This is a genomic window from Paenibacillus chitinolyticus, from assembly GCF_045038035.1.
In the GTDB taxonomy this organism is placed as follows: Bacteria; Bacillota; Bacilli; order Paenibacillales; family NBRC-103111; genus Paenibacillus_F; species Paenibacillus_F chitinolyticus_A.
In genome coordinates this window covers 2,429,469-2,449,871 of record NZ_CP173427.1, presented here as the reverse complement: position 1 = coordinate 2,449,871, position 20,403 = coordinate 2,429,469, and the positions used below count along the sequence as shown (strand labels likewise).

20 protein-coding genes and 1 riboswitch are annotated in these 20,403 nt (G+C 52.9%); of the genes, 6 read left to right on the top strand and 14 right to left on the bottom strand.

Going from position 1 to position 20,403, the window contains the following annotated elements; genetic code table 11:
* Positions 1 to 206: 206 nt before the first annotated feature.
* Positions 207 to 1,403, bottom strand: a complete 1,197-nt coding sequence (locus ACI48J_RS11305; RefSeq protein ID WP_405082806.1) for an MFS transporter — start codon at positions 1,401 to 1,403, stop codon at positions 207 to 209.
* Between the two features lie 472 nt (positions 1,404 to 1,875).
* On the opposite strand from ACI48J_RS11305, the gene ACI48J_RS11300 reads away from it, so the two are divergent.
* The 3 genes from ACI48J_RS11300 to ACI48J_RS11290 all read left to right on the top strand — a co-directional run bounded on the left by ACI48J_RS11300 (position 1,876) and on the right by ACI48J_RS11290 (position 4,614).
* Complete coding sequence (locus ACI48J_RS11300) at positions 1,876 to 2,940, top strand: lytic polysaccharide monooxygenase (RefSeq protein WP_326050403.1); 1,065 nt, start codon at positions 1,876 to 1,878, stop codon at positions 2,938 to 2,940.
* A 186-nt stretch (positions 2,941 to 3,126) separates the two neighbouring features.
* Complete coding sequence (locus ACI48J_RS11295) at positions 3,127 to 3,264, top strand: hypothetical protein (protein WP_009672324.1); 138 nt, start codon at positions 3,127 to 3,129, stop codon at positions 3,262 to 3,264.
* A 279-nt stretch (positions 3,265 to 3,543) separates the two neighbouring features.
* Positions 3,544 to 4,614, top strand: coding sequence for a CobW family GTP-binding protein (locus tag ACI48J_RS11290; protein WP_405082805.1), 1,071 nt, complete (start codon positions 3,544 to 3,546; stop codon positions 4,612 to 4,614).
* A 179-nt stretch (positions 4,615 to 4,793) separates the two neighbouring features.
* On the opposite strand, the gene ACI48J_RS11285 is transcribed toward ACI48J_RS11290, so the two are convergent.
* From ACI48J_RS11285 to ACI48J_RS11275, 3 genes are all read right to left on the bottom strand, one after another.
* Positions 4,794 to 5,732 carry a TIGR03943 family putative permease subunit gene (locus ACI48J_RS11285; RefSeq protein ID WP_405082804.1) on the bottom strand — a complete coding sequence of 313 codons (939 nt, stop codon included), beginning with the start codon at positions 5,730 to 5,732 and terminating at the stop codon, positions 4,794 to 4,796.
* Positions 5,733 to 5,761: 29 nt separating this feature from the next.
* Complete coding sequence (locus ACI48J_RS11280) at positions 5,762 to 6,784, bottom strand: permease (protein ID WP_405082803.1); 1,023 nt, start codon at positions 6,782 to 6,784, stop codon at positions 5,762 to 5,764.
* A 224-nt stretch (positions 6,785 to 7,008) separates the two neighbouring features.
* Positions 7,009 to 7,899 carry a class I SAM-dependent methyltransferase gene (locus ACI48J_RS11275; RefSeq protein WP_326050395.1) on the bottom strand — a complete coding sequence of 297 codons (891 nt, stop codon included), beginning with the start codon at positions 7,897 to 7,899 and terminating at the stop codon, positions 7,009 to 7,011.
* Between the two features lie 233 nt (positions 7,900 to 8,132).
* Positions 8,133 to 8,343, bottom strand: a riboswitch (cobalamin riboswitch).
* A 253-nt stretch (positions 8,344 to 8,596) separates the two neighbouring features.
* On the opposite strand from ACI48J_RS11275, the gene ACI48J_RS11270 reads away from it, so the two are divergent.
* Complete coding sequence (locus ACI48J_RS11270) at positions 8,597 to 9,085, top strand: spore coat protein (RefSeq protein ID WP_405082802.1); 489 nt, start codon at positions 8,597 to 8,599, stop codon at positions 9,083 to 9,085.
* 84 nt (positions 9,086 to 9,169) lie between these two features.
* On the opposite strand, the gene bshB2 is transcribed toward ACI48J_RS11270, so the two are convergent.
* The 7 genes from bshB2 to ACI48J_RS11235 form a co-directional block, all read right to left on the bottom strand.
* A complete protein-coding gene (gene bshB2, locus ACI48J_RS11265; RefSeq protein ID WP_326050388.1) occupies positions 9,170 to 9,826 on the bottom strand; it encodes a bacillithiol biosynthesis deacetylase BshB2 in 657 nt (218 codons plus the stop codon).
* A gap of 26 nt (positions 9,827 to 9,852) precedes the next feature.
* Positions 9,853 to 10,197: a YojF family protein gene (locus ACI48J_RS11260; RefSeq protein ID WP_326050386.1), complete on the bottom strand. Its 345-nt coding sequence runs from the start codon at positions 10,195 to 10,197 to the stop codon at positions 9,853 to 9,855.
* Between the two features lie 189 nt (positions 10,198 to 10,386).
* Complete coding sequence (locus ACI48J_RS11255) at positions 10,387 to 13,851, bottom strand: PAS domain S-box protein (protein ID WP_405082801.1); 3,465 nt, start codon at positions 13,849 to 13,851, stop codon at positions 10,387 to 10,389.
* Positions 13,852 to 14,120: 269 nt separating this feature from the next.
* Positions 14,121 to 15,008 carry a hypothetical protein gene (locus ACI48J_RS11250; protein WP_405082800.1) on the bottom strand — a complete coding sequence of 296 codons (888 nt, stop codon included), beginning with the start codon at positions 15,006 to 15,008 and terminating at the stop codon, positions 14,121 to 14,123.
* A 95-nt stretch (positions 15,009 to 15,103) separates the two neighbouring features.
* A complete protein-coding gene (locus ACI48J_RS11245; protein ID WP_405082799.1) occupies positions 15,104 to 15,622 on the bottom strand; it encodes a TetR/AcrR family transcriptional regulator in 519 nt (172 codons plus the stop codon).
* Positions 15,623 to 15,806: 184 nt separating this feature from the next.
* Positions 15,807 to 16,736, bottom strand: a complete 930-nt coding sequence (locus tag ACI48J_RS11240; RefSeq protein ID WP_326050379.1) for a manganese-dependent inorganic pyrophosphatase — start codon at positions 16,734 to 16,736, stop codon at positions 15,807 to 15,809.
* A 126-nt stretch (positions 16,737 to 16,862) separates the two neighbouring features.
* Positions 16,863 to 17,006: a hypothetical protein gene (locus tag ACI48J_RS11235; protein ID WP_405082798.1), complete on the bottom strand. Its 144-nt coding sequence runs from the start codon at positions 17,004 to 17,006 to the stop codon at positions 16,863 to 16,865.
* A gap of 152 nt (positions 17,007 to 17,158) precedes the next feature.
* On the opposite strand from ACI48J_RS11235, the gene ACI48J_RS11230 reads away from it, so the two are divergent.
* Both ACI48J_RS11230 and ACI48J_RS11225 read left to right on the top strand, forming a co-directional pair.
* Complete coding sequence (locus ACI48J_RS11230) at positions 17,159 to 17,614, top strand: GNAT family N-acetyltransferase (protein ID WP_326050375.1); 456 nt, start codon at positions 17,159 to 17,161, stop codon at positions 17,612 to 17,614.
* A 104-nt stretch (positions 17,615 to 17,718) separates the two neighbouring features.
* Positions 17,719 to 17,961: a hypothetical protein gene (locus ACI48J_RS11225; RefSeq protein ID WP_405082797.1), complete on the top strand. Its 243-nt coding sequence runs from the start codon at positions 17,719 to 17,721 to the stop codon at positions 17,959 to 17,961.
* Between the two features lie 240 nt (positions 17,962 to 18,201).
* On the opposite strand, the gene ACI48J_RS11220 is transcribed toward ACI48J_RS11225, so the two are convergent.
* From ACI48J_RS11220 to odhB, 3 genes are all read right to left on the bottom strand, one after another.
* Positions 18,202 to 18,495 (bottom strand): DUF6509 family protein, encoded by a 294-nt coding sequence (locus ACI48J_RS11220; protein ID WP_326050372.1) that lies wholly within the window; start codon positions 18,493 to 18,495, stop codon positions 18,202 to 18,204.
* 88 nt (positions 18,496 to 18,583) lie between these two features.
* Positions 18,584 to 18,739, bottom strand: a complete 156-nt coding sequence (locus ACI48J_RS11215) for a hypothetical protein (RefSeq protein WP_405082796.1) — start codon at positions 18,737 to 18,739, stop codon at positions 18,584 to 18,586.
* A gap of 377 nt (positions 18,740 to 19,116) precedes the next feature.
* A complete protein-coding gene (gene odhB, locus ACI48J_RS11210) occupies positions 19,117 to 20,379 on the bottom strand; it encodes a 2-oxoglutarate dehydrogenase complex dihydrolipoyllysine-residue succinyltransferase (protein WP_405082795.1) in 1,263 nt (420 codons plus the stop codon).
* Positions 20,380 to 20,403: the final 24 nt, after the last annotated feature.

The window sequence follows — 20,403 nt, the reverse complement described above, 5'->3', positions numbered from 1 at the left end:
AAAAAAAGCCGTCCGAATCTCTTCTTTACAGAAGAACTCGGACGGCTTTTTATATCATCGCCGGAACGGTGCATCCTGCCGTCCTCGATCCGCCGTTTTCATTGATATTCCCATGTGTTTGCCCTCCGATTTTTTAGCACAGCGGGCGTTTTACGGTAACGTGCCGGCGAAGCATTTTTTCACGATCGTTTGGTACACCGCCTCACTTACAAAGTTTGTACGTTTTCCGGCTTTCTGCTGCTGCGTTCTTTCAGCATCGTTCTCGTGATAAGCAGCATGGAGACGACAATGAGCGCAGCGGGGATATAGAAGATGGACGGCGTGATGCCATCGATCAGCAGCGGCAGGAAATAGCCGACCAGAGAAGCCATTTGGGAAATCACAACATACAGGCTGGCTCCGAACCCGGTTTTGTGCAGAAACATCCGCTGTACGTAGCCCATTGCCACTCCGAGCAGCACGGCCACGTAAAACGAATACAGCGGCTGCATAGCGAAAAAGACCGGCAGATAATCGGCATTGGCGTACACCAGATAGACGATCAGCGCGAACAGGCCGGCGAATAGAATGACCGGCTTGAAGCCGTATTTCAGCGCCCAGTAGCCCGCAACCGTCATAAACAGCAGTTCGAACACCGCCTGCGCGCTCCAGATGTAAGACATCAGCTCCGGATTGCCGAATTTCTCGTTCACGACAAGGGGAAGATACAGTCCCCGAATCGCATCGGCGCACGACAGCATAAGCAGCGCGGCCAGCATAGCCAGCGAGAAGGGCTCTCCGCTCTTCTTAACGACCGTTTTGGAAGGCGCTTCCACCGTTTCCCGGTAAAACAGCAGAAGGACGAAGAGCGCCGTGTATCCCGCAAGATTGCCCCAAAGTACCCCGTAGATGGTGAACCATAAATAAATGTTCGCTCCCAGCAGCAGTCCCGTAAAAAAGCCCACGCTGAAAGACGCGCGCAGCCAGAGCTGCGAAATCTCCACGATGTCCGGCGCCAGCTTCGAGAAATGGTTCCGGGCCATGGCAAACATCTGCCCCATAACCATCCCGGACGGGGCCGATGCGATCGACATGCCCACCAGCGCGGACACGTACCCGCCCGCTCTCATATAGATCAGCAGCCCGGCCGCACACACCACAGCCGCCGCCATGGGGATGATTTTCTTCCGCGGAATCTTATCGCTCAGAATGCCCACGCTGATCGTGAAAATCATATTGAGCACAAGTGATATGGCAAAAATCGACGCGATCTCGCCTTTCCCCAGTCCGATCCCTTCTTTTAAGTAAATGGCGTTCATGGGCGCCAAAATCCCGACGCCGATTCCGTACAAAATCATCGCCAGGACCAAAATCCATGCTTTTTTGACGGAAATAAACAATTTGATGTCTGCCGCGACACTCATATCCGGCTCACCCCTTCCTCTTCCGCATTCGTATACATCTAATTCGTTCCTTTCGACATTTTCCCTTTTAATTCTAAATTATTTTCCGATTTACGATTTTCACAAAAAAATATCCAAATTTTCAGGATTTTATGGAGGAGATCTTTTACTATTTACACCATTTTATGTCTATAAATAGTTCTAAATACCTACTTTCATTACTTCTGCCTTGTACTATAATATGGATATGAGGAGGTGAAATGAATTATTTAGACATAAATTGACAGGAGGTAGATGCTAAACCTTTTTAACAGGCAGGAATTAAAGCCATTTGCTGCTCTCGGTAGATAGCCATTCACTGCTTACGATGCCGAATCCTGACCTATCCACCAGAATCACTCTGGTTTGTGTCATTATGATTTTTTACGATTCGCAGCAGTATAGTTCTAAATTCCCTGTATTCCAATCCACTTAAATCGGAGGTATTAAACTAATGTCCCAATCCATTTCATGGAACCGCTCTCTTTTCAAAGTTTCTCCCCTTCTCGTAGCATTCGCAGCGCTCGTAATCGGAGCCATCTGTTCGCTCGTTTTCGCTGAAAGCGCTTCCGCTCATGGTTACATCACAGGTCCGGCAAGCCGCGCAGCCCTCTGTAATCAAGGCATTAACAAAAACTGCGGAGCCATCGTGTATGAGCCGCAAAGCCTTGAAGCACCTGGCAGCTACCCTGCAGGAGGCCCTGCTGACGGTCAAATCGCCGGCGCCGGCGCCGCTTTCCCTGAACTGAACGCTCAAACTGCAGACCGCTGGTCCAAAGTGAACATCAACAGCGGAAGCAACACGTTCACTTGGAAGCTGACTGCCGCACACGCAACGAGAGAATGGAAATACTACATCACGAAAACAGGCTGGAACCCTAACGCACCTCTGAAACGTTCCGATTTCGAACTGTTCTGCTCCTTCAACGACGGCGGTAAAAAACCGGATCCCTCCACTTCCCACACTTGTAACGTTCCTGCCCGCAGCGGTTACAACGTAATCCTGGCTGTTTGGGAAATCGCCGATACGCCTAACGCTTTCTACAACGTAATCGACGTTAACGTAAACGGTGGCGGAACTGGCACACCTACAGACAATCAAGCTCCTACTGTTCCTGCAGGCGTGACTGCTTCCGGCGTAACAGCTAACTCCGTAACTCTGAACTGGAGCGCTTCTTCCGACAATGTCGGCGTAACGGGTTACGATGTATACCAAGGTTCCACTCTTGTAGGAACTTCCACGACAACCAGCTTCACGGTAACAGGCCTGGCGGCTGACACTAGCTACACGTTCACGGTTAAAGCGAAAGACGCGGCAGGCAACACTTCCGCTGCAAGCTCCGCTGTAACGGCTAAAACAACTGCCGGCGGTAATGGCGGCACGACTGCACCTGCTTGGAGCGCATCCTCCGTTTACACAGCAGGCAACCGCGTTACTTACAACGGTGTCGTATACGAAGCCAAATGGTGGACTCAAGGCGAAACTCCTGGTAAAGCCGACGTTTGGAAAACCGTTTAATTCACTCTACAAGAAGGACCATTCGAAGCTCGTCTTCGGGTGGTCTTTTTTATTGGATTAAGAGGCCCCTGCCTGGCAGCACGGCTCACTCTTTTTAGTCTATTACGCGAAAAAATGTTTAGCATCGGCCTGAACGGGTAATTTTCCGTAGAGCAAGCAACCTTACATTTGAGGAGGTAAACGAAAATGGGTAAAAAAATGATGTTTACTGCAATTGGTCTAGGAGCTGCTTACTTACTCCGCAATAAAGACGCCCGCCAGAAATTGAAGGATCAATTTCAAACCTTTGCGGGTTCCGCCAAAACTCAACAGTCCCTGCAATAAAGCATAGGAAATTCAAAAAATCCTCCATACCCTTTAATGGGCATGGAGGATTTTTTTGCCACTTTGAATAATTAGGGACTTTTTACCCAAATCACAAAAACATAAGGAAGCTCTGAAGCTGCCTTCCACTCCCCTCTAATGAAGACATTCGATTTACCGGATAGCCGGGTATCCTGTAAAATGAATTTAAACGTAACGTTTACGATTTTTCTGGCATGGCCGTTTCCGGACAGGCATATAATGAGAACATATCTTGTACTCAAGAAAGGAACCAGAACCGTGAAAATACCTGTACTCGTACTTAGCGGTTTTTTGGGCAGCGGTAAAACGACCCTTCTGCTCCGCATGCTCGAAGAAACGAAGAAGCTTGGTCTGCGCCCGGGAATACTGATGAACGAGCTGGGCAAGGCGGATGTAGACGGCTTAATTCTGGAAGGGCACAGTTCCGCTTCGATTGAAAAACTGCTGGACGGCTGCGTCTGCTGCAGTAAGAAAAGCGAGCTTACCGGCAGTTTGCAGGCACTGCTGGGCCGCAATCCGGATATTTTGTTCATCGAGCTGACCGGTGTGGCCAACCCCGAAGAAATTGCCGATGTGCTTACGGAACCCGGTCTGCTGGGCCGAGTTGCCCTCAAGCAGGTCATCACCGTGCTCGATGCGGAAAACTTCATGGATTACAACAGCCTGTTCGCATCGGACAAACAGCTCGTGCGGACGCTTCGCAGGCAGGTCGAAGTTGCCGACCTTATCCTGGTCAACAAAACGGATTATGTGCACCGCATCCGGCTGCACCAAATCGAGAAGGCGATACGCAAGCTGAACGGGCACGCCATGCTCGTGTATACGACCCACTGCCGCGTCGAGCTGAAGCCGATCCTGGAGGGGGTCCAGCCCGCGCAGAAGGGTCCTCTGACGGTCCGGCCTATCCGGATGACGAGGATCCGGACTCATCCGAAGGAGCCCACCACAGCTGGCACCGGAGGCGACATGCACCCCGCAGATTCGCCCGCACCGGCGGAAACCATGCCTTCCCACTCCCGCGTCCGTACCGTCACCCTCCCGTGGAATCGGGCTGCGGGGCTGGCCAAAGCGGATGTCGACGCCTTCCTCCAGCGGTGGAAGGACGGTCTGATCCGCGCCAAAGGTTATGTGACGTTCGCGGAATCCGGTCACATGCATCTGCTGCAGTACGCAGGAAAGCGGAGTTACTGGGAGCCTTCCTTTTACCAGGGAGAGCCCTATCTCGTGTTTATCGGGATCGATCTGGATGCGGACCGGCTTAGCGAAGAATGGAAACGTCTTCTAGAGACACCGCAGTCCCTTAAACCGGAGTCCGGCCGACGGAAATAGCTTCAGGCGCGGATAGGGAGGGGCCTTCCATTCGGCGCGATCTATACGATTTTTCGGTACCTTCCTCCTGTTCTGTTGATTGTGTCTACCTATTCTGCACCTTCCGCATCCGGCTCTTGCACCTCACAAAACCGCCTTCCGTCGGAAAGCGGTTTTGTTTTGTGTTTTTGCCACAGCCTTTATTTACCGAGATCGGCGAAGTCACCGGCATACGGATACACGTAAGGGGACGAAGGCTCTTTGATTTTTTGGATAACGGCTTCCTCCAGCTTCATCACGTCTTTATCTTCGTACACGGACTTTCGGATCGTACCTTTCACCGTCACCCATGTGTCCTTGAGATACGAATCCGCTCCCGGCGCTTCAACGATCACGCCGTACGGGGATGCATCGGCCGAGCAGCACTGCATCGTCAGTCTTGCGACGACGAACTGGTTTTTGGGCATGCCGTCCTCCCGGTAAACGAAGCCGCTGATTTCCATTTGTTTCCCCGCAAAATTCCCGGAGAACAGATCTACTGCCGTCAGCTTCTCCATAAAGCCTTTCTCTCCGATAAGAATGGTTTTGTTTTTGTAAAGCTGCATGGCCAGCTTCGCGTAATCTTCCGTAAACCGGCTGCCTTTGAACATCTCCTTGAGCCTGGCTTCTTCCGTGTTTTCCCCGCCCTGATTTCCTCCGCCGGAGGATAGTTCCTTTTTGGACGGATCGTCCTGGGGACCTGCGTTCCTCTGCGTCTGGAGGCTGGAGGTATTCAATTGCATCCCTTTGACTTGAACGATATCGCTCCCCGTTACTCGGTCGGGCAGCAGAAAGCCGAGCAGCAGCGGTAAAAGGAACAAGGAATAAGCCGCACTATGCGAAAGCTTGGACTTCCTTACATCGGGCTCGCATCCGCAATCGAGTTCATTGCCTACAGCGGGCTGCAGAGCCAGATAAATCTGGATCACGGCCAGCACGAACAGGGCGATCGCCGAAGCTTTGACGTACAGTGCCAGGCGGGGCGCCAAATAATGCGGCATACTGCCCGTTTTGACCAGATAAACGATATAGAACGAAAACCCGCACAGTATCGCCGCCCGGATAAAATAATGGAACGCGTAAGCGCGCCTGTCTTCCACCCGGTTCACCTCCCCCCCATTCAAAATGGTTACTTGAAATAAAGATGCTCGACCACTACGGAACCGGCAAACACGGTCACCGTGATAAGAACGGCCAGCACCAGGACAAACTTCGTTTTGAAGACGGACAGAAGCATCAGCGTGCTTTTAAAATCGAGCATGGGCCCGAAAACGAGGAACGTGAGCAGGGAACCTTTGGAAAACGTCTGGAGAAAGGAAGAAGCGACAAAGGCGTCCGAGGTGGAACAGAGCGACAACATGTAGGCAAATCCCATCATAAACAGATGCGGGAGCACCTCCCCCTCCCCCAGCGCCGACAAATCGCTTCTCGGCACAAATGCCTGAATAACGGCCGTAAGGAGAGAGCCGAAAATGAGATATTTACCCATATCGAAAAATTCCCCGCCCGCGTGACCCATCATCGTAACGAATTTGCCGCCGCCCTGCACGTGCGCGCAGTCTTGTCCGTTCCCGGCGTACAGCGAGTCCAGCCTGTGTTTCAGAGGATTTTTGCTAATAAACGCGTACACGAACAAGCCGATAAACGCGCTAACTCCAAGGGCCAGTCCCATCCGGGCATACACCATTTCGGGATTCATCCGGAACGCCGTGTATGTCGCCGCATAGACGACCGGGTTGACGATAGGACCCGCCAGAATAACGACTACGCCTATGTACAGCGGCATACCCTTGTTGATCAGCCGTCTGACGACCGGGATCATGCCGCACTCGCAAATCGGAAACAGGATGCCCAGCAGACAGGCGTACACAATTCCGAGCAAAGGATTCCGGGGGACCGCTTTGCGGATCCAGGTCTCCGGGATGTAGACCTGCATGAACGAGGAAAGCAGCACACCGAGCATAATAAAAGGAACCGCTTCGAGCACGATGCCGATAAACATCGTCTTGAACAGGCGGATGACCGAAGGGTCCGGCAGCACCGCATTCCCTGTCCGTACGGCTTGCCAGGCCAGTATAGCCAGGAAACTTCCCGCTGCGATATAAATCAGGTGTCTTTTTCTCATCCCTCTGCTTGCTCCGCTGAAATGCACGTTCTCCCCTCCTGTGTAAGAAAGTACCTTTATTTTAATCGTAATTATTACGTTTTTCAACAAAAAAGACTTCTCCCTTAAACCCGCTCCTCTTCTTCATCTCTATGCGAGTCCGTCCGAATTTATGACAAGCTCTTCCCTTGTTCCCTTGTCCGGCCTGTGAAGCCAAAAAAATCCCGGCACGCGAAACCGCGTTACCGGGATCATTTTTCAACCGCCATGATTTAAACCTGCACGATCCGCTTCACTTCCGCGGGCTGGTGCGCAGGTTCCAGCCGTTTTTCCGGCTTCCAGTAAAGGAGAGCCGCTTTGAAATTGTGCGGATAAATCAGCTTGCCGTCTTCTTCACGCACATAAGCGTACAACAGATCAACGGCCTTCCTGCGGTCATATTCCTTGTCCAAAACCGCGCTCAGGTTGTCCTTCAGCAGCTCTTCCTCCGTATCGTAGGCATACGTTTTGTGCAGATTGACAATTTTACAGTTCGCATCGATTCCCAGTTCATAAAGCAGATTCTGCAAGTGGATGTAATCCCTGCGCTGAAATTTGATCCGGCAGCCCAGCTGCTCCTGGATGTCCTTGTAGTGCGGTCTCTCGGGACCGCTTACCATCCCCGCGATTCCAAGACGCTTCGCCGTGTTGTTGATATGCAGCAGCGCCCGGTCGATCTCCTGCATCCGGTAGTAACAATTGACGCCGAATACCACGTCGGTACGCTCCACCTCGGGAAGCTCTTCCCATTTGGCATGCACGAAGTTCATATGTTTCCAGCCCTTCCGCTCCGCTGCGGCTTTCAGGTAAGCAAGCACGCTCTCGGAGCTGTCGACGCAAGTAAGGGACCCCGCTTTCTCGGCCGCTTCGAACGTATAGTTTCCCCAGCCGGGACCGATTTCCAGCACATCCTCGCCGGGATCGATAAAAGCGATCAGCTCCTTGCGCAGGTTGGCGACCCAGGAATCTACCCCGGCTTGTTCTTTCTTTTTCATAAAAGCGTTCCAGAACCCTTCTTCCTTGACGTCATCGGTCATCCGTACGGGAAGATTTCCGTCCCAGTCCTTCATCCCCTCCTGCCAGAGGGTCTTGTAATTCGTATTTAGTTTGACTCCGTAATACATCGTTTGCCTCCCCATGCGGTTTGAAGATACTTAATACTTATTCACACTTCTTTCGATCAAAATGCGGCGGACTTCATTTTACCTGTAAAGCCGGAGGAGACAATCGATCCGAAACAAATAAAAACATCCCGCCGGAGGCAGGATGTTTGGGTTCATCGCATGAATACGCTCGGGTCGGGACCCGGACGATTAGGGAGAACATTCGCATCAACGCCATCCTATCCGCGTAGGAATGAAGTTACCGGTAAACAGGCAGGTCTCCTGACTCGGGAACCCTATGCGCGCCTTCCCGGATTAACCAGTGACGTGATGCGCTTCGGCCGGGGCTTCCCCCCCCTTTTCCCCTTACAGTGGCGGGACCGTATCGGAATTGCACCGAACTTCCCTTTTAATCCGTTCCCTCTCCCCAGAGAAAGAACCGGAACCTGTTTAGTAAAGAATGTTTGATAATCCATTGTCTTAAAGAACAAACGTGCATGCCAAACAACTTCACGGTTAATAGTAGTCCAAATCCGGCGTTTTGGCAAATGACCGAAGCGTGCGGGCAAACGAGAAGTACGGTAAGGCGGGCTGCCAAACAACTATTCCCCGTCAACTCTTCTGTCAACTTGAACTTCCGTCTTGCGATGCTGACAACTTACTAATTCCCGCCCCTTCACATAGGCTGTTAGAAATCCCACGAACGGAGTCTGAGAAGATGAGCCTGCCGAAAGTCCCCAAGCATCTCGCCTGGCACGAAACCTTGGAGCTTCACGAGCTTGTGAGCCTTCAAACCGGACAATTGATCGCTTTTAAACAAAAATTGCCGGCGCTTACGGACGAAGGGCTTCAAATGCTCTTCAGAGAGGCGATACAAACCTTGGAGCAGAATTTGAACGAGCTTCTGGCGTATTATCCCGAAGTTACTGCTTCCTTCAGGAATAAAAATCCGGAGCTGCCCTTCCTGGAAGCGGGACAGCTTCTCGGTTTTGCCAAAACCGCCGTACGCGGCTACGCCTGCGCCCTCACGGAAACCGCGACTCCCCGTCTCCGGGCAACCTTTGTGAAACATCTGTTGAGAGCGGTCGAATTTCACGCCAAAGTGTTCAACCGGATGTATGCGGACGGTGCGTACCCCGCTTATGACCTGAAGGAACTGCTGGATAACGACGCGGCCAACGCTCAGGCCGCACTCTCCCTCGAGTAACGGCAAAAAACCGCCAAGGAACGATACGCCTGCTCCCTGGCGGTCTTTCGGCGTGCGGTAACGGCTTCCGCCCCGCACACTCTTTTATTGAAACCGGTACGTCCATAACCGCTCGTGGCCGAACCGTTCCTGCACTTCTTTGTCGTTCGCGGATTTGCCGCTCAGTTTTCCGTTGAGCTGGAACTGGGAGCTGTGTGCAAGGATCGAGCCCAGCTTCTGCCCCAAATACGGCCTGACATCGCTCACGATATCCGCTTTGCCGAGCACCTCTTCGCACCCTTTGGAAAAAGCGATGCAGTGAACGGCCGGTCTCTCTTCCACGGGGATTCGTTGGACCGTATCAATCACGGCCGCGCCCGTTGCGTCATGATCCGGATGCACGCTGTAGCCCGGGTAGAACGTAATGACAAGCGAAGGATTCAGCTCGTCGATGAGCCCGCGGATTTTGCCGACGAGCAGTTCGCGGTCTTCGAATTCAATCGTTTTATCGTGAAAGCCCAGCATACGCAGGTCCTGAATTCCGATTGACCGGCACGATTCCTCAAGCTCGGCTTTGCGGATTTCAGGCAGCGTCACGCGGTTGGCCGCAAGGGGATTTCCCATATTGCGTCCCATTTCTCCCAGAGTCAAGCATGCGTAAGTCACCGGGGTTCCCTGCCGTATATGGCCGGCAAGCGTACCGGATACGCTGAACGCTTCGTCATCGGGATGCGGCAGGACGACCAGTATGTGTCGTTCCATCTCCATCTACCTTCTCTCTTTGTAAGTTAAAAAGGGGCGCGGCTCAGCTGCAGCGAAACGACGAGCTTCCCGTCCTTATCATGTCCCGACAAAATCAGTCTCTCCGTCTCTGTTTCATCCCAATGGGTAAGTCCCTCGGAATAAACCCAGCCTTCTTCCATTTTGAGCCCTACCCGGTAGGGGCCGTTTCCGGCAATGGAACCCTGCAGATAACGGATCTTCGAATTGCGAATAAACGTCGAGGCCGTATGTTTGGATTGGTCAAGATGAGAAGCATAAGCCCCGTTCGTCATTTCCAGATGAATATACAGGTCTTGGCCCTTAAGCAGATCAAGAACTTGCTGGACGGCCGCCTGATTAATAAACTGCATGAAGATTCCTCCAGTAATATACTGACGTATTCACCTAAACTATTGTATGCGGCTAATCTATTGTAGGTTTAAATGTAGCTTATTATAAAACATTCGGATCGACTTCACAAATCGCATACGGTGCGGATAGGCCCGGTATTCGGGCCTGTACAAACAAAAAACCCGCTCCACGGCGGGTTTTCACGGCTTCTATCGTTCTTTTATCCGAGCGGTCCACTCGGCAATCAGACGTTTGAGCTCATCGGCAAGGATCGGCTTGCTGATATAATCGTTCATCCCGGATGCCAGGCACTGCTCCTTGTCTTCTTCTCTGGCAAAAGCGGTTACGGCAATGATGACGGGAGATATTGCCTTCTCCCCGTGCTGTTCACGGATTAGACGGGTCGCCTCGAGCCCGTCCATAACCGGCATCTGCACGTCCATGAAAATCAAATCATACGCCCGCTCCCCTGCAGCATGCACGGCTTCCGCTCCGTTGTTTACGACATCCGCCGAATAACCCAGCTTGCCGGTTAACGTATGAAGCAGCTTACGGTTCATGGGATGGTCGTCCGCAATGAGCACCCGCAGCGGCGCAGGCTTCGCCTCCGGAAGGGACGGAACGGGCGCGGTTTCCGCCGGGGGGATCGCGGGAGCCGTGTCCGGCACTTCTGAGCCGCCGAAACCGGAGTGCAGGGTAAAGAAGAAGGTCGAGCCGACGTTCTCTTCGCTCTCGACGCCGATTTCGCCTCCCATCAGCTCGACCAGCTTCTTGCTGATCGACAAGCCGAGCCCCGTACCGCCGTATTTGCGGTTAATGGCGGGATGCAGCTGTGAGAACGACTGAAACAGCCGGTGGATTTTCCCGGCAGGAATTCCTATTCCCGTATCCCGGATTTTAAATTCCAGCAGGACCGACTGGGGATCGGGAGAATTCGTCATCTCCACCGCTACCGAGACGCTGCCCTGCTCGGTGAATTTGATCGCGTTGCCGATCAGATTGATCAGCACTTGTCTGACTCGCGCCTCGTCCCCCAGCACGTACCGGGGCACCACGGCCGGGATATCGTACGAGAGCTTCAGGTTCTTTTCCTCCGCTTTTACCCGGAAAAGCTCCAAAACGCCCGCCAGCGTTTCCCTTAAATCGACCGCGCCCAGGTTTAATTCCATTTTGCCGGCTTCGATCCGGGAGAAATCCAGAATTTCATTCAAAATATGCAGCAGGGCGTCGCTGCTCTCCCGGATAATATCCGCATAGCTGCGCTGCTCTTCATCCAGCATCGTTTCCTGGAGCAGCCCGGTCATTCCGATAATGCCGTTCATCGGCGTGCGCAGTTCGTGGGACATAATGGCCAGAAACTCCGACTTGGCCCGGTCGGCCTGTTCGGCAAACTCCTTGGCTCGGATAATTTCTTTCTCGTTCGTCACATCCCGGAAAACGACTACGACACCTTTTCTCTCCCCCTTATCGAACAGAGGCGTAACTTGATAGGACGCCAGAAAGCTCGTTCCGTCCTTCCGCCAGAAAATTCCTTCGCTCGGCGATACGGAAACGCCGTCTCTTACCGCACGTTCAATCGGCGAATCGCCGGGAAGGTATTGATTGCCGTCCGGGCAGGCCTGTTCGACGGTCTGAAGGTGCCGGTTCCCGGTCAGCTCTTTCGGGTTAAACCCGAGCATGGATGCGCCTGCGGGATTGATAAACATCCCCTGCCCCTGCAGATCCAGCCCGAAGATTCCTTCGGAAACGGAATTGAGAATCAGCGCGTGTTCGTAGCTCAGCTTCTCGATCTCTTCCGTATATTTTTTGCGGTCCGTTATGTCGCTCGTCAGGACATACACCCCGACAATGTTCCCGTCCAGCACGATCGGAACATTCATGACGCTCGCTTCGATGCGGTGTCCGTCTTTATGAATGAGCCCCGTTTCGTAAGTCTGCGGTTCGCCCTGCACTGCCAGTTCGAAATGCCGGAGAGCCTTGTCGTAATCGGCCTCATGAACCAGCGATGCGAAGTAACCGTCGGTCAGCTCCTTTTCGGAATAACCCGTTAGAACCTGCTGCCCCCGGTTAACCGTCAGCAGCTTTCCATGAAGATCGAGCGAAGCTACGCCGACCGGATTGTAGTCAAACAGCGATTTGTATTCCTGGAGCCGGAGATCCGTGTTTCTACGTTCTGTAATATCGCGTGAAATGGCCACGATTTCCTGTTCTCTGCCCTGGTCGTCCAGGGTGTAACGGCTGGCCGTTTCGAACCAGACATACGTGCCGTCTTTACGGAAGAACCGGAACGTAATCTTCTCCTCTCCTTCTTCGTGGAGAGTTTCCTGCAGATATTTTTTAACATAGCCGACATCGTCGGGGTGAATATAGCTTAGCCCCGCCGTGTTCACCATTTCTTCGGGCTCGTAACCGAGCATCTTGCGGCAGATCGGGGACACGAACAGGAACGTCGCCTGCTCGTCCACGGCATGTCTGGAAATAAAATCAAGCGAATATTCCGAAATAAGCCGGTAATTCTGCTCGCTTTCCAGAATCCGTTCTTCCATCCGCCGCCGTTCGGTGATATCTTGCACCATCCCGATAATCTGGATGGGTTTATTGAATTCGTCGGTCACGACTTCCCATTGACCCGCAATGGTGCGTACCGATTGGTCCGGCAGACAAATTTTGTAGAAAATTTCACCGGATTCCCCGCTTTCGAACGCCTTGTCGATGATTTCGCGGACACGCGGGAGATCGTCGGGGTGAATGCACTTCAGAAACAACTCCGCATCGGAATCCACGGAATGGATCGCATAACCGAATATGCGGCGCATTTCGTCCGAGAAAGAAAGCCGCGAGTTAAGCAGATCCCACTCCCAGGAACCGATATGCGCAACCCGCTGGGCCTCGGCCAGCGTTTCTTCATACTTTTTGCGTTCCGTCACGTTGCGGCCGATCGCTAAAATTTTGATGACGCGGCCTTGGCTGTCACGCACGAGCTGAAAGGCGGTCTCAAGCCAGATATAATGCCCCTGCTTGTGCCGGACCCGTCTTAAGAAAACCTCTTTCTCCGAATAGAGCTTGTCCCGGTTTCTCATTTGCAAAGCATCGTCGGGATGATAGAAATCGACGCGTTTGCGGCCGACCATTTCTTCCGGCTTATAGCCCAGCAGCCCTTCGACAGAGGGCGAAATATATAAAATTGTCCCGCTCGGAGAGCTGGATGAAATGACATCCTGAATGTTTTTGGAAAAAAGCAGGGAGAGGTCGCGGTTGTCCTCAAGCTCTTTTGCGGCTGCTTTCCGGTCCGTAATATCCGTGAATTCATGAAGAAGATACAGCGGCTGTCCAGCCTCCGGATCGCGTGCCAGTGTCGTGCGGACGTTTAGCGAAATGACGCGCCCGTCTCTATGAAAATACCGTTTCTCTCTATCGGAGGCCTCACCGGGAAAAGCGGCCAGCTTCTCCATCACTTGTTTGTGTTTACTCATAAAGCTTTCGTCGTCCGGATGCAGAAGTAATTTTTCGGTTCTCTCGAGCAGTTCCGCTTCCGTGTAGCCGAGGATTTTGCATAAAGCGGGATTAATGCCGAGCCACTCCCCGTTTTCAGGAGATGCGAATACCAGGCCGTTCGCCGCCTGACCGTACAAATGGGTAAAAAGCGTTTCTTTAGCCTGCGAAGGAATGTTCACGGGAAGCCTCCTTGGTTCCGCCCCTGGTTCCGGGGCTCTGTTTCACTAAAACCGGCGATGCGTCCGGGAAACAGATAGGTTCGATGTAGTTATTATAACAACAACGAACCATTTAGAAACGCCGAAATTGGCTTCCTCTCTCTGAAACTTTCAATCTCTCTTCATTCCGCTGCAAAAAGCCGGATTTCCTTCGCTTGCAAGGAAAATCCGGCTGAGTGCGGAACCCCGCACGGCAGTAAGCCGCGCAGCTTTGCCGAAGCGTGAGGCCGTTAAAGTTTCGACACCCCTGGCCGGACTCTCCAGGCTACGGTTACCGACTTCCGTAGAGCCGCGCCCAGAACAAGGAGCCACACGAGCAATCCCGCGGCTGCCGTGAGCGTCCATGGCGACAGCTCGGCGACGGACATGCCCGAAGCCGTCTGGAGTCCGATGCCCGCTATTGCCAGCATCCAGCCAAGTGAGCCGGCGTGGACGAGCATGACTTTGCGGGACTGCGCGTCATCCGATTTTTCCAGCAGCCAGCCAAGCAGCGGAATCGTCTGAACCGCATGAAACCCGAGCCCGTGCAGAACAATCAGATTGCCCGAAGTTCCGGTGAAACGGCTCTGAAGCACGATCATGCCGATACCCGCGACGACGGCCGCCATCGTGGAGAGAAACCCGTAACGGATGCCGAGAATAACAAGCGGCCGCTCCGCAAGTACCGATTTTCTGTAAAAAGCCGCGGCAAGCCAGACGATGAGAACAATCAGCAGCATGGAGTCAAGTCCGAAGGTAATGTTTGCAATGCGATCGACGCCGGAGCCCGCCTGCGTAAAGCGCGGATTGATTCCCCTCAGATGCTGGACGGACTCCAGCAGATAAGCTCCCCCTGCCGTAAATGCGAGCAGCCAGCGAAATACTTTGCGCGAGCGGCTGCCCATTGCGGCTAATGGGAGAATGGCCGCCATCGACAAGATGAAAACACCCAGCGCCGCGTTAAAGGAAAAGGCGCTTTCCACATTGCCTTCCGGGAGGACTATGCTTCCGTATAAGGTCACATAAACCGCCATAAAAGCGGCGAGGACCAAGCCTGCCAGTCCCGTCCAGATTAGTACGCGTTCGCCTGAAAACATCGAATTGGAGCCGCCGTGTCCGTTATAAAGAGCCGGTTTCATTTTATGCACATCCTATTCTTAGTTATTTATTTATTAGTCAATAAATGATGCTGCAAAAAAATAGGCAGCCTTAACTTGCCGCCTTGCCAGGTCTCCTAGCAGTTCGCATCTTTGAAAGGGAGCAGCCCGGGAAGCTGCAGCACATCCGAAGTTACGATCAGAAGTCCGATTGCCATGAAATTGCCAGCTGCCGTCTCGGCATCGTCCATTCCGGATTCTTCGAATTTCCGCAAAATTGTGGCGTGGATCAGGGCAAACTTCTCGCTCATGTGCCTGCGGATTTCCGGTTCCGATATGGCAGGCGCCTGCATGACCATCAATATTTCCGCCCGGTTAACCCGCATAAACTCTTTGAACGCCTGGCCCATCGATTCCATAATGAGATTCCCTGGACCCTCCACCTGCATGAAGGCATCATAGAGCCGCAGTACGGCCCGGTCAATCACCGCCTTGAACAGCTCTTCCTTGTTCTTGAAAAAATGAAACACGTACGGCTGGGTCACGCCCGCCGCTTTAGCCAACATGGCTGTCGTTGTTTTGTAATATCCGAGTTCCGCGAATATTCCCACGGCTGCGTTTATAATCTGTTCTTTACGATCTTCGCGGACAACCAATTCCGCACCTCCTTTTATTTATTGATAAATAAATAATAAAACCCGAGCAACGTTTCGTCAAGAGGCGACGCTAACTTTTTTTACCAGCCCGTAACCAGAAGCCTGTTCCTTCCCGATTCCTCCTTTAACCGAACGTAAAAAAGCCGCCTGGCTTGGATGCCCGGCGGCCGTTATTTTTAAAGACTTATTTGCTCAAAATGTCTGTCAGAACGGGAACGATCTGCGATTTGCGGGAAACGACGCCTTTCAGCACCGCTTTGTTGTCGGCAAGCGTTACGTTGTACGCTTCCTCCACCGCTTTAGCGGAGGAGCCGAGCGCCAGACCGATGGAATCGTTGTTAAGAATATCCGTTACGACAAACAGGAAAAGATCCAGCCCTTTTTTCTCGATAATCGCGTTCAAAGCTGCTTCCAGCTCGTCCTGGCGGGCGAGCACTTCATTCGTGTCCACCGCGTTTACCTGCGCGATTTCCACTTTGCGGGAGCCCATCTGGAACTCTTTCGCGTCCAGCGAAATGAGCTGCTCGATCGTTTTGTCGCTGAGGTCCGCGCCCGCTTTGAGCATGTCCAGTCCGTAGCTTTCGAGGTTAACGCCGGCGATCTCCGCCAGTTCGCGGGCGGCCGCCACATCCTGCTCCGTGCAGGTCGGCGATTTCAGCAGCAGCGTGTCCGAGATGATGGCGGACACCATCAGTCCGGCAATGTTTTGCGGAACGGACTTGCCGTTTTCTTTGTACAGCTTGTTCAAAATCGTCGCCGTGCAGCCGACAGGTTCGGCGCGGTAGTAAAGCGGGCCGCTCGTCTCGAAATTCGCGATGCGGTGGTGGTCGATGACTTCGGCTACGCGCACTTGATCGATGTCGCTAACGCTCTGCTGACGTTCGTTATGATCGACGAGAATAACGGTCTTGACTTCGCCGGCAACCGTCTCGACAAGACGGGGAGCTTCTGCCTTAAAAGTATCCAGCGCGAATTGGGTTTCGCCGCTTACGGCTCCCAGGCGGACCGCTTCTACGTTTTCGCCAAGCTGGGTTTTCAGGTCTGCATATGCGAGTGCGGAACAAATGGTGTCGGTGTCCGGGTTTTTGTGTCCGAAAATCAATGTTTTTTCCATCAGTAAAGGCTCCTTACTTCGTTTGAATTTGAAATGGATCGCAAAAAGAGCTAAAATCCTAACTCGATTATAGCGTTAAAATCATCTTATTCCAATCCCTATACAGAGAATAATCGGACGGCTGTTTTAAAGTCTCCTGCCCACGTACAAAAGGTGCGTGGAAGAGCCGAGATTGTAGGGATCTTCGGCCGCTTGCATGATCAGATCCATCACTCTCCGGGAGACTTCCTCCCCTTGCGAGCGCCAGTAATCCCACTGCTCCTCCGTCATTCCGCCGGTAACCCGTTTGCTGTTACTCCAAACAATTCGAGCCGAAAGCCGTTTTTCCTTTTCACAAAACAGGAATTAGGGGGACGGATGTTTAATAGGAGTAGAGGCGTGGAGTTGTTAGAAGACAGAAACCGTATAAAAGGAGAAAAAAGATGAACATTACCGAATTGCGTCATGGCGAACCACATCCGATGGACCTGCTCCTGCTTGCCGATCCTTCGGAAGAACTGGTGCGTGAATACATACAAAGAGGACGCTGCTTTACCGGAGCGGCTGCGGACGGGACCGTGATAGGCGTCTATGTACTGCTGCCGACCCGCCCGGGGACGGTCGAACTCGTCAACGTGGCGGTCCGCGAGGATTGTCACGGCAGGGGCTACGGCAAGGAGCTGGTTCTACATGCCGTCGGGCAGGCCCGGGAGATCGGCTTCAAAACGATCGAAATCGGAACAGGCAGCACCGGGGTTGCCCAGCTTGCGCTCTATCAAAAGTGCGGATTCCGGATTACGGGAATCGACAAAGATTTTTTCGTCCGGCACTATGCCGAAGAAATCTACGAGAACGGGATGCAGGTGATCGATATGGTCCGGATGTCCCAGGATTTATAAGATTTTAATGAAATCGCTCTCAACCTCCGACATTTTCTTCGCTTTTCGTTTGGTATGCTTAGGATGCGCTTAGAGAACTAAGTGTACAAATGGAGGGATGAACGATGGCAGAGTCCGAAAATGAAATTCAATTGTCTGAAGAAGAAGCCGCTGCCGGCGAGGTAGAAACAGCCCGGGAAGCCCAAGCGGATGCGGAAAGCGCCGCCGATGCCGCGGAAACCGAAACGACGGAAGAGGCCGCCCCCGACGAAGATGCCTTAGAAGACAGTACGGAAGAGGTCGTCGGCGAAGTCCCGGAAGCGGATGAAGCCGTCGAAGATACGGAATCCGAAGACGTTACGGATTAACCCCTGCAATCCCTTCGAAACCTTTACTTACATCTGCCGAGCCTGTTCCTGTAGGAACAGGCTTTTTATGCGGCGGCTGGCATCCGTTCGGCACTCAAATGGCGGCGGTACCTCGTATGCAGCACAAAAAGCATGAAAAAAGGCTTCCCGCGGCCATCCGAAGACGGGCCTGGTAAGCCTTTTACCAGCCAGCATGACGGGATTGGTTGAGGCAATAAGCCGTCCCTTCATCCCCGCATTTTATTCGTCCTGCGGAAGATGTTCCCTGCAGAACGTATCGACGACCGCAAGCTCTTCGTCCTCAAGATCGAACTCGAGGTAGGTATCCGTCGAATTTTCATGGATATCGTACTTGATGATCCGGCCCTGGCCTTCGTCCACGCCGTATATGACCCGCAGGTAGATTCCGTTGGCCGTGTACAGCTCGTCGTCTTCCGGAACGTCTATCTCCAGATTAAATTCATAACGCTTTCCCGGAATAATCCCGAACGGATCTTTTACAAGTTCTGCACTAAAAGCTGTAATCGTTAGCATGTCAGCATTCCTTTCTCATCAAAACCTTCGAAGCCTATTATACACCGAATCCGGGAATTTCCCATCCCTCTCTTCCGGCCCCGAATTTTCAAGAGATCAATCCCAGCTTTCTTGCCTGTTCTTCGGTCAGGACAAATTCTTCGCCGGGCCACACATCGTCCTCTTGATTCAAGCCGAACATTTTCATCACTTCGGGCCAGATACCCTTCTCCAGCGCCTCGCTTTGCGTAATCATGATCTTCATCTCTTCTTCCCCCTTCGAATGGTCATCGCTGCATCGCGCTTCTTTTCATTCATTACCCAGAAATGCAAGTACTATGACAGCCGAAGCTTCCTGAATTTTAAAAGCAGCCTGCTTATCCGACAAGCCAGGCGCAGTGCCGAACCTCCGGAAAGTATAGGTAGGCGACGCACCGTGACGGATTCAGAAGAAAAAGCAGATGTAATTATCTGAAATTCTTTAGTTAATCTCATTAATAATTATTAACCTTAATTAGTTGGATATTTGAAAGCCAAACGGGACATTATTTGCAAAAAGGCCTGCCGAGCAAATGCTCGGCAGGCTTTTATGTCAATAAGCTATAGAACATGTCTGTCGGTTAAACCGCTCCAGTTGGGCGTTTAACCTTCAAGCAGCAGGGATTCCGGATCTTCGAGCAGTTCTTTGACGGTTACGAGGAAGCGAACCGCTTCGCTGCCGTCAACGATACGGTGATCGTAAGAAAGCGCGATGTACATCATCGGACGGTTTTCCATTCTTTCCGCATCGATCGCAACCGGACGGATCTGGATTTTGTGCATGCCCAGAATACCCACTTGCGGAGCGTTAAGAATCGGTGTGGACAGCAGGGAACCGAATACGCCGCCGTTCGTGATCGTGAACGTACCGCCTTGAAGGTCGGACAGCGCCAGTGTGTTGGCACGCGCTTTGCCGGCCAGGTCTCCGATTTGCTTCTCGATATCCGCAAAGCTCAGACGATCCGCTTCGCGAACGACCGGAACGACCAAACCTTCTTTCGCGGATACGGCGATACCGATGTCGTAGAACTGCTTCACTACGATATCGTCTCCGTCGATCTCGGCGTTCAGATGAGGGAATTTCTTCAACGCGCCAACGACCGCTTTCGTGAAGAAGGACATAAAGCCCAGACCCACATCGTGCTTGTCAAGGAACGCCTGCTTGCGGCGTTTGCGCACGTCGAGAATCGCCGTCATGTCGACTTCGTTGAAAGTCGTCAGCATAGCAGCCGTGTGCTGAGCTTCCACCAGACGGTTCGCGATAGTCTGACGGCGGCGGGACATGCGCTTGCGCTCAACCGGTTTGCCCGGTACCGCTTGCTGAGCGGCTTGTCCGGCGCCACCGGACTTCGCTGCGGCTGGCGCGCTTGCCGGTTGTGCCGCTTGCGTGCCGTGGGACTTCACGTCGTCCGAGTATACGCGGCCGATCGGATCCTGCGATTTGACCTGGCTCAGGTCGATACCGCGCTCTCTGGCAAGCTTTCTGGCTGCCGGCGAAGCGGCCAGCGACGCGCTGTCGCTCTCCGCTGCGGAAGCCGCAGGAGCTTTGGCAGCCGGGGAAGCTGCAGGAGCTTCCGCCGCTTTCGGAGCCTCAGGCGCTGCCGCTGGAGCCGCTGACGCCGGTGCGCCGGAGGAAGCGCCGATCACGCCGACGATTTCGCCGACCGATACGTTGTCGCCTTCCTGTTTGCGGATTTCAGACAGGACGCCGTCTTGTTCCGCGCTGATTTCCAGGTTTACTTTGTCCGTTTCAAGTTCAAGAAGCAAGTCGCCTTGATTTACCGTACTTCCTTCAGTCACAAGCCATTTAGAGATGGTTGCCTCAGTAATAGATTCGCCTAATTCAGGCACTTTAATATCAGCCACGATGGTGACCTCCTATGCGAGTTT